13 protein-coding genes, 1 tRNA gene and 1 pseudogene are annotated in these 10,077 nt (G+C 37.7%); 4 read left to right on the top strand and 11 right to left on the bottom strand.

Annotation, left to right across the window (positions count from 1 at the left end):
- Nucleotides 1-5: 5 nt before the first annotated feature.
- The 4 genes from ACOMCU_RS24075 to ACOMCU_RS24060 all read right to left on the bottom strand — a co-directional run bounded on the left by ACOMCU_RS24075 (nt 6) and on the right by ACOMCU_RS24060 (nt 1,975).
- Nucleotides 6-356 carry a hypothetical protein gene (locus ACOMCU_RS24075; protein WP_421051664.1) on the bottom strand — a complete coding sequence of 117 codons (351 nt, stop codon included), beginning with the start codon at nt 354-356 and terminating at the stop codon, nt 6-8.
- A 12-nt stretch (nt 357-368) separates the two neighbouring features.
- Nucleotides 369-1,187 carry a phage antirepressor gene (locus tag ACOMCU_RS24070; RefSeq protein WP_421051662.1) on the bottom strand — a complete coding sequence of 273 codons (819 nt, stop codon included), beginning with the start codon at nt 1,185-1,187 and terminating at the stop codon, nt 369-371.
- A gap of 221 nt (nt 1,188-1,408) precedes the next feature.
- Nucleotides 1,409-1,687, bottom strand: a complete 279-nt coding sequence (locus ACOMCU_RS24065; protein ID WP_421051661.1) for a helix-turn-helix transcriptional regulator — start codon at nt 1,685-1,687, stop codon at nt 1,409-1,411.
- A gap of 51 nt (nt 1,688-1,738) precedes the next feature.
- Nucleotides 1,739-1,975 (bottom strand): helix-turn-helix domain-containing protein, encoded by a 237-nt coding sequence (locus ACOMCU_RS24060; RefSeq protein ID WP_421051660.1) that lies wholly within the window; start codon nt 1,973-1,975, stop codon nt 1,739-1,741.
- 157 nt (nt 1,976-2,132) lie between these two features.
- On the opposite strand from ACOMCU_RS24060, the gene ACOMCU_RS24055 reads away from it, so the two are divergent.
- The 3 genes from ACOMCU_RS24055 to ACOMCU_RS24045 all read left to right on the top strand — a co-directional run bounded on the left by ACOMCU_RS24055 (nt 2,133) and on the right by ACOMCU_RS24045 (nt 4,272).
- Nucleotides 2,133-2,498 carry a helix-turn-helix domain-containing protein gene (locus ACOMCU_RS24055; RefSeq protein ID WP_421051659.1) on the top strand — a complete coding sequence of 122 codons (366 nt, stop codon included), beginning with the start codon at nt 2,133-2,135 and terminating at the stop codon, nt 2,496-2,498.
- A gap of 99 nt (nt 2,499-2,597) precedes the next feature.
- Nucleotides 2,598-3,110, top strand: a complete 513-nt coding sequence (locus tag ACOMCU_RS24050; RefSeq protein WP_421051658.1) for an ImmA/IrrE family metallo-endopeptidase — start codon at nt 2,598-2,600, stop codon at nt 3,108-3,110.
- Nucleotides 3,097-4,272, top strand: a complete 1,176-nt coding sequence (locus tag ACOMCU_RS24045; protein WP_421051657.1) for a tyrosine-type recombinase/integrase — start codon at nt 3,097-3,099, stop codon at nt 4,270-4,272. Before ACOMCU_RS24050 ends, ACOMCU_RS24045 begins: the two co-directional genes overlap by 14 nt.
- 94 nt (nt 4,273-4,366) lie before the next feature.
- Here ACOMCU_RS24045 and ACOMCU_RS24040 read toward each other — a convergent pair.
- Nucleotides 4,367-4,440, bottom strand: a tRNA-Arg gene (locus ACOMCU_RS24040).
- A 251-nt stretch (nt 4,441-4,691) separates the two neighbouring features.
- Between ACOMCU_RS24040 and ACOMCU_RS24035 the strand changes: the two are divergent.
- Nucleotides 4,692-5,231: pseudogene (locus ACOMCU_RS24035) on the top strand (SDR family NAD(P)-dependent oxidoreductase).
- Between the two features lie 199 nt (nt 5,232-5,430).
- On the opposite strand, the gene ACOMCU_RS24030 reads toward ACOMCU_RS24035, so the two are convergent.
- From ACOMCU_RS24030 to rph, 6 genes are all read right to left on the bottom strand, one after another.
- On the bottom strand, nt 5,431-6,123 hold the full coding sequence (locus ACOMCU_RS24030; RefSeq protein ID WP_421051656.1) for a YqjF family protein: 693 nt from the start codon (nt 6,121-6,123) through the stop codon (nt 5,431-5,433).
- A gap of 72 nt (nt 6,124-6,195) precedes the next feature.
- Nucleotides 6,196-6,354, bottom strand: coding sequence for a DUF2639 domain-containing protein (locus ACOMCU_RS24025; RefSeq protein ID WP_010860102.1), 159 nt, complete (start codon nt 6,352-6,354; stop codon nt 6,196-6,198).
- Nucleotides 6,355-6,475: 121 nt separating this feature from the next.
- Nucleotides 6,476-7,939 (bottom strand): protein adenylyltransferase SelO, encoded by a 1,464-nt coding sequence (locus tag ACOMCU_RS24020; protein ID WP_421051655.1) that lies wholly within the window; start codon nt 7,937-7,939, stop codon nt 6,476-6,478.
- Between the two features lie 159 nt (nt 7,940-8,098).
- Complete coding sequence (locus ACOMCU_RS24015; protein ID WP_421051654.1) at nt 8,099-8,599, bottom strand: metallophosphoesterase; 501 nt, start codon at nt 8,597-8,599, stop codon at nt 8,099-8,101.
- Between the two features lie 12 nt (nt 8,600-8,611).
- Entirely contained in the window at nt 8,612-9,205 is a 594-nt protein-coding gene (locus tag ACOMCU_RS24010; RefSeq protein ID WP_010860105.1) for an XTP/dITP diphosphatase, read from the bottom strand.
- 1 nt (nt 9,206) lies between these two features.
- Nucleotides 9,207-9,956, bottom strand: coding sequence for a ribonuclease PH (rph, locus tag ACOMCU_RS24005; RefSeq protein ID WP_036130554.1), 750 nt, complete (start codon nt 9,954-9,956; stop codon nt 9,207-9,209).
- Between the last annotated feature and the right edge of the window lie 121 nt (nt 9,957-10,077).

Raw genomic sequence — 10,077 nt, 5'->3', positions numbered from 1 at the left:
TGCTCTTATGCTCTTAATAACCTGAGACTTTCATTTTCACTCACATAAATGCCTAAACGCGAGTTCATGTACATGGTGTTATTATCACGCCACTCCAGTACTTTATCTCGTGGATAACGAGCGCTTAATGCATGACATTTAGGGAAGCCGTCCATGCGAATTATCTTTTCTACAGTAGGTAGTTCACATTGGAATATTTTAGCTACATGTTCTTTTCTCAAATTTGGAGGTAAAGACAGCTCAAATTTCATACTCTCTCTACAATCTTCAACTCCTTGTTTGTAAGCTTTTTGAAGAAAGTCAGATAGTTCTGCATTAAGTAAGGCGTCCTTTAGTTCATTTATTGTTAGATTCAATTTAAAAACCTCCTATACCAATGATGCGTTTCTTTGGTTATTAAATTTTTCAGATGAATCAGTAAACTCGGATAAAAGGATATTAGCAATAGCAATTTGCCCTTTTCCGGTGATTAAAGGAGTTCCCGTTTGCATATCTCCATCTGTTCTGGCAACAAGTGCTGGTCTAACTCGGAACCAACCATTCTCGATATATTTTTGTTTAGGTAAGTTACGTTCAGCGCCTTTTTGTATGATTAAATAACCATTATCACGTAACCACGCCATCAATTTGTTACGCCCAAGGTTAATGCTATGCTTTTCATAGAGCATTTTGGCGTACGTGCCTATATTGATTGCTCCATCAGAAATAGCTACTACCTTTCCGAATTTCGTATATGGAGCATCTTGTTCGATTTGTTGATGCAATGCTTCGTTCTCGCGTTTCTGGCGTTCAACAGTTTTTTGAGCAATTAGGAAACCTTTTGCTAAAATTGTCATTTCGTCGTCATCTTCGTTTGTAGCAATGTAGCCACCGTTTAGACGAATTTCCTTTAATATTTTTTTGACCTGTTTTTTAAATTGTTTAGCGATAGGTTTACGTGACTGCATTAATACTTCGTATATACCATCTTCTGTTAGGAACCATGTTTCTTGTATTCCGCCAAGGGTGTAAACATTGTTTAGTACCTTTTCATCTTCATCGATACTTTTTAACATTGAAGAAGCATTACTGTGTTCAATCCAACCTGCAACATCCTTGGCTAAAAACAACGGATTTTCTAAAGTTCCATATACTTCGAATTTTTTTGTTAAGACAACTTGTTCGTGAATAACTTGTAATTGATTCATTTAAATAAATTCCTCCTTTTGTTATAGTTTCTATTATGCATATTGTCATTTTTACATTTTTGGGATTTAAAGGTATTTAAATTAACCTTTAACTTATATCTGTTTATATACTTTTAATAATTTCCTTTTTGTTCTACGTTTTTTTAAAGAAAATTTACATCAGTTTATATACATTGATATTAGAAATGGAAAAAATCGTAATACCTCATGTCAAGTGTTTTTTATAAATCAGGAAATAATTCAAAGAATGTTGTTTCTAAAACCATTTCCAGTTGCATTGATATTTCAACACTTGGATTCGCTCTACCTAATTCGAGTGAACTAACCATTGCTGCTGAACACCCAGCTAATTTTCCAAGCTGAGTTTGTGTCAATCCTTTAGATTTTCTTACAGTAATCAAATTTTCTCTCTTAGGTCCTTTAAGATTTCGAAATTCATCTGATGGCAATGGTTGCTTGCGTTTCTTTTTACGCTTTGGTTTGGTCATGCTCCAACCCATACGTAACACCCACTTTCTAGTTATATAGATTGGTTGATGATATAGGGACAGTTAGACGATTTGTTTCTCGTAATTACGCGTTACGCTTAATTCATTATCAAAAAAAACTCTTACATCTACCTCTAAAGCATCTGCAATCATTTGTAAAGATTCGACATTAGGTACCCGTCTACCAATAGAAATGCCATGATACCAAGCTACTGTCCTATTGCATTTTTTAGCAATGTGCGTCTTAGTTACACCTTTTCTCATTCGAATTTCTTCTATGTTCAAGTAAACTGGCTTCATAACTACACCTCCTTAAATAAGCGGAACGCTTAACTTATTTACAGTATATATTAAGCGAAACGCTTAAGTCAACACTATTTTTAAAAAAAGTAAGCTATTCGCTTAATTTGTTAAACGATACGCTTAATATTGATATATTATATATGAGGTGAACACAATGGTTATCTTAGGATTAAGACTCAAAACAGCTAGGCTTAATGCAAAACTCACACAAATTGAAGCTGCAAAAAAATTAGATATATCTAATGGTACTTTGTCTGGATATGAAAGAAATTACCGCGATCCGGATACTGACATTTTAAACAAGATGGCTAACCTCTACAGTGTATCTGTTGAATGGCTTATGGGGAGAACTGACAACCCTACACCAATTAGCCAAGCAGAAAAAGAAGAAGCTGCATTCCAAGCTTTTGCAAATGATCCTGAATTACAGGAATTTTACAAAGAACTACCTGAGTCAGATGAGGAGGCAGTTCGTCGATTACGTGATATTTGGGAAATTATTAAACACGAAATGAAATAAATAATATTTTGGTCTAAAGCCCTTCTTCTAAGAAGTGGGGTTTTATTGTAAACTAAAAAGGAACGTACGTTCTATTTCATTTGGTTTGGGGATGTTTGAATGTCATTTACAACACATACAGAAGATTTTATTAAAAAGCTATACACTCAATTAGGGATATTCTTACCATCTCAATTAGATTTTAAAGAAATAGCCTACAAGTTAGACATTCAACTGTATTATTGGGAAAACCCAAGTCAAGCATTATTCTTTAAGGGAAAAGTTTATATTTTTTTAAAAGAAGATTTAAATGAACAGGAAATGTGGCAAGATTTTTGTCACGAACTTTGTCATGCGTTGTGGCACAGTGGGAGCCAAAGGAAAATGCCGTATTCCTGGATTGAATACCAAGAATGGAAAGCTAATAGTTTTATGCTCCATGCTTGTGTACCTACTTTTATGTTAAAAAAATTGTTGTTGCCTTTAGGAGAGAAAAAGGCAGTTCAATTTATATGTGAACAGTTCAATGTAGAACCAGAAGTAGCTTATAAAAGATTGCAGCATTATTCGGAAAACCATTCCGATGAAAGGTATGCTCTTTTAGAAAGGAGTAATTATATTGGGTTATGTTAAAAATATAGGAAAAAATAAATTTAAACTTATAGCTGATTTAGGCTATCGAGGTAATCGTCGCATTCGAAAAACAAAAAATGTAGAAGCTAAAAGCGAAAAAGAAGCTATGCGTCTCCTTATTCTATTTGAAGAAGAGATGAAACAAAATAAAGACGTCTATTTTAGCGATGTAGATTCGATAACATTAAATAATCTTTATCCTCGATGGAAAGATAACTATGCAAAACAGCATTATAGTGCTAGATCATTTCATGATAACTGTACACACTTAGAAAAACGTATTTTTCCTATTTTCGGAACTATGAAATTAAAGGATATAAAAAAGGTTGATGTGGTATTTTTCGTTGGAGATTTACAAAAGAAAAAACGTAGGTTAGATGGAGAAGAAAGCGAATTGGCTCCTTCAACTATTCATAATATTTACAAGGCGTTTGCTAGTATTATGAATGTCGCTGTTCAATGGAACTTAATAGAAGAAAGTCCGTGTAAGAACGTTAAGCTACCAAGACTTAAATATGAAGAAGGAAAAGCATATAACGAAGAACAAGTTAAAATGTTGTTTGAACGATTAAATAATAGTGAAACGGCCGAAAAAAGATTGTTGGTGGAACTTGCTGTAGTAAGCGCAGCCCGTCAAGGTGAATTAGTTGCGCTAGAAGAAAAACACTTAAATGTTAAGAGTAATACATTATTAATAGAACAAGCATTAGTTAATTTAACAGGTGAAGGAATTATTGTTAAAGAGACTAAAGGTAAAAGAAAACGTGTAGTGACAATACCATCTAACATAATGAATGATTTGGTTACACTTTTAGCTGTAAAAAAATATCAACTAGAGGAAGCTGGAGAAGAACGAGAATGGGATGATCACATCTTCCTTTTCTCTAATGAATTTGGCAAACCGTATCGTCCTGATTCAATAAGTCAGTGGTGGGACCGTTTTATGAAACGCCATACTGATTTACCTAGAATTCGTTTTCATGATTTGCGTCATACATCAGCAACTTTATTAATTCATGCTGGCGAACATCCAAAAGTCATTCAATCAAGATTAGGTCATTCTAATATCATAACAACAATGAATACTTATGGTCATCTTTTGCAAGAAACTGATCAGCGAGCAAGTTCTCATTTTGATAAACTATTTGGCGAAAAAGATTGATTCGGGCACCTTTTGGGCACTGTTCAATAAAATATGCAGTTATGTATAAATATAAAAAGCCTTACAACCGTTGTGGCTGTAAGGCTTATCTTAACGTCCCAGGAGGGATTCGAACCCCCGACCGACGGCTTAGAAGGCCGTTGCTCTATCCTGCTGAGCTACTGAGACATGGTTGTTTCCCGATAGAACGAATCTATTTGAAAGACAATATTTATTATATGTGCTTTTTAACATAATGTCAACATGAATTTTACTTTGAAGGGAAGGATTACCTCGCTACTACTCTACATCTATTCATTATATGATTTCCTATCTCATATTATTCCATCTGCAAATAGTCATTTCCCGATAAAACAACTATTTTTTTGCTAAAATAACTAACAGCAAAAAATTGGAGGAATAACAATGCAGTTGTCGTTATTACTGGCGGTGCGCAGGGGATCGCTAGAAGCATAGCGCTTGCCTATGCAAAAGGTGGAGCGAGCGTTGTTGTGGCTGATATTAACTATGAGACTAGCCATCAATTCGAAAAAGAGTTACATACGCTTGGCTATCATGCTTTATTTGTGCAAACGGATATTACGAAAGAACATAACATCGTTGCTTTGATGCAGAAAACGGTGGATCGTTTTGGGACCATTCATATCTTCATTAATAATGCAGCCAATTTTCAACATGTCTCTCCTTATGATGTAACGATGGAGGCATGGAATGATGTGATTCAAACGAATTTAACGAGTGTCTTTTTCTGATCGAGAGAGGCCGCAAGAATTATGCGTTCCAATGAACAAGGCGGTTCTATTGTGTCTATCGCCTCTACACGTGCTAACATGTCTGAACCTCACACGGAGGCCTATGCAGCAACAAAAGGTGGAATTGTGGCTTTAACACATGCCATGGCACGTTCATTTGGACCAGATCACATTACAGTCAATTGTATATCACCTGATTGGACCTGAAACAAGTGATTATGCAAAACTGCGTGCGATTAATCATGAACAGCATCAGAGGCTCAAGCACTCGCCATGTCAGATATGATTGCCAAAGCAATTGTCATGCAATTTTGTAATCGCTTTTAATTTAATGGCATTTTGAATGTCAAAATAAAGAAAATACCAGGTCCATCGACAATGAGTAATTGTTCGTGACCTGGTATTTTTACGTTTCCACTATAGGTGGAAAAATGCGAGCCGTTCTACTTTTAGCATAATGGGCAATTGGTTGATTGTCTTGTTTGCTATTGTTTATAAAAGGTGCCATTGTATTCGTTTCAATAAAAGCGTTAACTCGCTGTAAAGGCCATGGCATATGACTAATATCGATGCGAATTAAATTCTTTTTCCCCGTCATCCATGAATGATAGCGCTCAACTAACCACGTTTCAAATGCATGGCTTTTTATCTCTCCAGCAATGGGCTCGAATGTAACATGAAACGATTCGTTCACTTTCGAGTTTCGGTGGTGACTAAAAAAAGAAAAGGCATTATCTATCCTGCTAAAAGTTATTTCTGCATGGCGATAAGGCAAAAAATGACCTATTGAAGAAATTTGAGCAATAAATGCACTACTTACATCTGAGCTAAAGAAATAGATTCCTTTCCTCTCTCTATAAGTCACATACGTACGGACATTTATTTGTAGAAAGGAACTTATTCTAAGAAAAGGAGGCATAAATCGTAATCTATTTCCTTTTACTTTAAAGAGTACGATGCCAAGCCATGCTGTATCATCATAGAGGTCAAGGTGCAATTCTTTTGGAATATGCTGCTGTAATTCATGTGGCGGTAACGGCCAATGCAAAAATACTACATCATGCCATTGTTGCGTTATTACCCATGGTTTCTTCGACATAATACAACGCCTCCCTGTTGAATCTAATTATTTCCAATAGGGGAGCCGTTCAAACTTACTACGAGCTTTTAATTATTCCGTATCCACCTGCTCATTTTCCACATATCGGTAATATAAATTACGTAATTCTGATTCTTTAAAAAGTCCTAAATGCATGCGCAATTGCGGATGTAATTTAATTCCTTTTGCTCGTAATTGCTGGACAAACCAACCTTTTGAATATTTATGCACCTTTCACAATCTCCTTTTCTTTTATTCATACATAGCGTATGCGCAGGAATGATGTGAGGTGACCTTCTTACGCCCCATGAACAAATAAAAAAACGAAGGGAAGTCCCCTCGTTGTGAATGATTATGTGCCGCAAAAAGTTTGATACGGACAGTCTGTTGGTTCTGGCAATGTCGTGTATTTCTCCTGCTTGGCAGAATCTACAAATGGATTTGCAAGAACCACAAGCAATCGTTCCATTACACTATAGTCATCATGTTCAACAGCCGCTTCTAATGCCTCTTCGACTCGATGGTTGCGAGGAATTACCGCAGGATTATTGTCTCGCATTAACTGTTGACAAGTCGCTTTTGATTCCTCTTGTCTGTCTAGCCTTGCCAACCACTTGTTGTACCAGTTTTCAAATTCTTTGATACCAAACAAGACCGTGTCCTCCGTTTTATCGAGGGTTAATGCACGAAATGTATTGGTATAGTCTGCCCGATGTTGCTGCATTAATCCAAGGAGTTCTTCAATAAGAGATTCATCCTGTTCCTCTTCGTTAAATAACCCTAGTTTCGCGCGCATTCCTGATATCCAATTCGTATAGTACAGCTGCGGATATTGTTGAATCGCTTCCTGCGCAAGATTAACAGCTTCTTCTGGATCTTCATGGATTAGAGGTAGTAGCGTTTCAGCAAATCGAGTTAAATTCCATCCGCCAATTTGTGGCTGATTACCGTATGCATAACGCCCTTGTCTATCAATAGAACTAAATACTGTTGCAGGGTCATAGGTATCCATGAAGGCGCATGGACCATAATCAATTGTTTCGCCACTAATGGTCATATTGTCTGTGTTCATGACCCCATGAATAAAGCCAACCAATTGCCACTTCGCAATGAGTGAAGCCTGACGCTTAATTACTTGCTGAAGCAGATATATATAGCGGTTTGGGACTCCGTTAAAATTGGGAAAATGACGCGCCAACGTAGTATCAGCTAAAATTCGCATCTCCTCTTCATTACCCCACTGTGCTACATATTGAAAGGTACCGACACGTAAATGACTGCTGGCAATACGTGTTAGAATGGCTCCAGGAAGTTCCTTTTCACGGATTATTGATTCACCAGTAGTCACCACGGCCAAACTACGAGAAGTAGGAATACCAAGTGCATGCATGGCTTCGCTGATGATATATTCTCGCAGCATCGGTCCCAGTGCTGCTCGGCCATCGCCACCTCGAGAATAGGGTGTTCTACCTGAACCTTTAAGTCCGATATCGAACCGATCCCCGCTAGGTGTTATTTGTTCACCTAGTAAAAGTGCTCTACCATCCCCCAACATATTAAAATGTCCAAATTGATGCCCCGCGTAAGCCTGTGCAAGTGGCAATGCACCATCCGGAACCTCATTACCAGCAAGCATCGCTATACCAGCTTCACTTTGCAACGAATCACTGTCCAACCCAAGGGCCTGTGCCACCGAATGATTAAGCACGACCAAATTCGGTGACTCCACAGGATTTAGACTGAGTGCAGTATAAAAAGTGTGCGGTAGACGAGCATAACTATTATCAAAATTCCAACCTATTTTGTTTTTTGTCATCTTATCTCCTTTAGTTCTTTTTCTTTTATTTTTCTACTTAAACATAAATCAATCCGTGGACATACTTTCCAAGAGTACAATCCTGCATAAACACAAAAACGCTTAACTTTCTATTAATTAGAATTTTAAGCGTTTTTATGTTGTTCTAGTTCATGATTATTACCGCACAAATTGATGTAAAGAAATACAATCGTTATCATCTGTTAAAAAATTCACTTGGAAATTCGCATCGCTGATTTCTACTATTGCAAAGCTTTTTTCCTTGCGACCACGTGGTTTTAATAAACTACCTGGATTAATAAACAGCACACCATCAATCATTTCAGCACCTAAAATATGAGAATGACCGAAACAGGTGATTTGCGCAGCGACTTCCTTTGCACGATAGGACAAAGACAAAATGGATGTTTTGACATTGAATAAATGACCATGTGTCACAAAAAATGCCACGTCGCCCACTTCAAATACCACTTCGTCTGGAAATGCTTTTTCTGCGTCACAATTACCTCGTACTTTTTTCATGCCTGTTAATGCGGTATGTGAAAAAGCAAGCTCACTATCCCCACAATGAATCACGGCATCCGCATTTGGATAAAAGCCACGAACTTTATCAATAACAAGACTGTCGCCATGTGTATCGCTCATAACTAAAACTTGCATGGATATCACCTCTTACTTTATAAGATTTGGCAATGTTTCCTTTAGCTTACGAATTGCATTTCCACGATGTGAAATGGCACCCTTTTCTTCTGCTGTTAACTCAGCCATCATGCGCTTTAAGCTTGGTACGAAAAAGATTGGATCATAACCGAAGCCATTTGTGCCACGTTTTTCGTGGGCGATCATACCTTCACATGTCCCAAATACGGTTGTCGTCTCAAAATTCGGACCTGCAATGGCGATGCAGCAGCAAAACCGTGCAGTTCGTTTTTCATCTGCAACACCCTGTAAATTCGCCAGTAACTTCACCATATTGGCCTCATCATCATGATCACCAGCGTAACGTGCTGAATAAACCCCTGGCTCACCATTTAAGGCATCTACTGCTAAGCCACTATCATCTGCAATGACAATTGTGCCTAGTGCTTTTGCCAGTGCCTCTGCCTTTAAGACTGCATTTTCTTCAAAGGTAGTGCCCGTCTCTTCTATTTCCATGTCTGGTGCAACATCAAACATCGTCACCACTTCATAACCAAGCGGCCCAAACAGTGCTTCAAAATCTTTGGCTTTTCCTTTATTTTTTGTCGCAATTACAACCTGTGTCATCTTAGCAGTCTCCTCCTACTTTGTTCGCTAGTTCTCCAAGTACTTCTTTTTGTAGTACGATCAATTCTTGAATACCTTTTTCACCTAATGCAAGTAGTTCATTTAACTCTTCTCGGGAAAATGTTGCTTCCTCGCCAGTACCTTGTAATTCTACATAACGTCCTGCCCCTGTCATAATGATATTCATATCTACAGCTGCTGCAACGTCCTCAACATAGTTTAAGTCTAAAATAGCACCTTGTTCCTCCACAATTCCAACGCTTGTGGCAGCTAAAAAATCGGTGATTGGGAATTTAGCGAGTTGTTTTTCTTCTGCAAGTTTGGCAATCGCCTGTGTCATCGCTACAAATGCCCCTGTAATCGATGCCGTACGCGTCCCTCCGTCTGCTTGAATTACATCACAGTCAATCCATACTGTACGTTCGCCAAGTGCCTCTAAATCGACGATAGCACGTAATGCCCGGCCAATTAGACGTTGGATTTCCATAGTTCGCCCGTTCACTTTGCCACGAGACGATTCGCGTGGCGTTCGCTGCGCTGTGGCACGTGGTAACATCGAGTATTCGGCTGTAATCCAGCCTTTTCCTTGTCCACGTAAAAAACCTGGTACTTTATCTTCAACTGTTGCCGTACAAATAACTTTTGTATTTCCTACTTGGATTAATACTGAACCTTCAGGATGCAGTAAATACTCGCTATCCATTTTTACAGGACGCATTGCATCCACAGTTCTACCATCATATCTTGTCATAATTTTTCGTGCCTCCTAAAATCTTTCGCGCACTTATTTTATCATATTTTACATCGATAAGACGATTAACTCTCTGCAATATATGATATTTATCATATAGATTGTATTACACTTTCTTCTA

The organism is Lysinibacillus sp. UGB7, assembly GCF_049058285.1.
Classification (GTDB): domain Bacteria; phylum Bacillota; class Bacilli; order Bacillales_A; family Planococcaceae; genus Lysinibacillus; species Lysinibacillus sphaericus_B.
Note: the sequence above shows the minus strand (reverse complement) of the source record. Positions and strands in the feature narration are given on the sequence as shown.

What these genes read in the sequence shown, in the direction of transcription:
- ACOMCU_RS24070 (WP_421051662.1), bottom strand. Translation starts at nt 1,187, where the DNA reads ATGAATCAATTACAAGTTATTCACGAACAAGTTGTCTTAACAAAAAAA.
- ACOMCU_RS24065 (WP_421051661.1), bottom strand. Translation starts at nt 1,687, where the DNA reads ATGGGTTGGAGCATGACCAAACCAAAGCGTAAAAAGAAACGCAAGCAA.
- ACOMCU_RS24060 (WP_421051660.1), bottom strand. Translation starts at nt 1,975, where the DNA reads ATGAAGCCAGTTTACTTGAACATAGAAGAAATTCGAATGAGAAAAGGT.
- ACOMCU_RS24055 (WP_421051659.1), top strand. Translation starts at nt 2,133, where the DNA reads ATGGTTATCTTAGGATTAAGACTCAAAACAGCTAGGCTTAATGCAAAA.
- ACOMCU_RS24050 (WP_421051658.1), top strand. Translation starts at nt 2,598, where the DNA reads ATGTCATTTACAACACATACAGAAGATTTTATTAAAAAGCTATACACT.
- ACOMCU_RS24030 (WP_421051656.1), bottom strand. Translation starts at nt 6,123, where the DNA reads ATGTCGAAGAAACCATGGGTAATAACGCAACAATGGCATGATGTAGTA.
- ACOMCU_RS24020 (WP_421051655.1), bottom strand. Translation starts at nt 7,939, where the DNA reads ATGACAAAAAACAAAATAGGTTGGAATTTTGATAATAGTTATGCTCGT.
- ACOMCU_RS24015 (WP_421051654.1), bottom strand. Translation starts at nt 8,599, where the DNA reads ATGCAAGTTTTAGTTATGAGCGATACACATGGCGACAGTCTTGTTATT.
- ACOMCU_RS24010 (WP_010860105.1), bottom strand. Translation starts at nt 9,205, where the DNA reads ATGACACAGGTTGTAATTGCGACAAAAAATAAAGGAAAAGCCAAAGAT.
- rph (WP_036130554.1), bottom strand. Translation starts at nt 9,956, where the DNA reads ATGACAAGATATGATGGTAGAACTGTGGATGCAATGCGTCCTGTAAAA.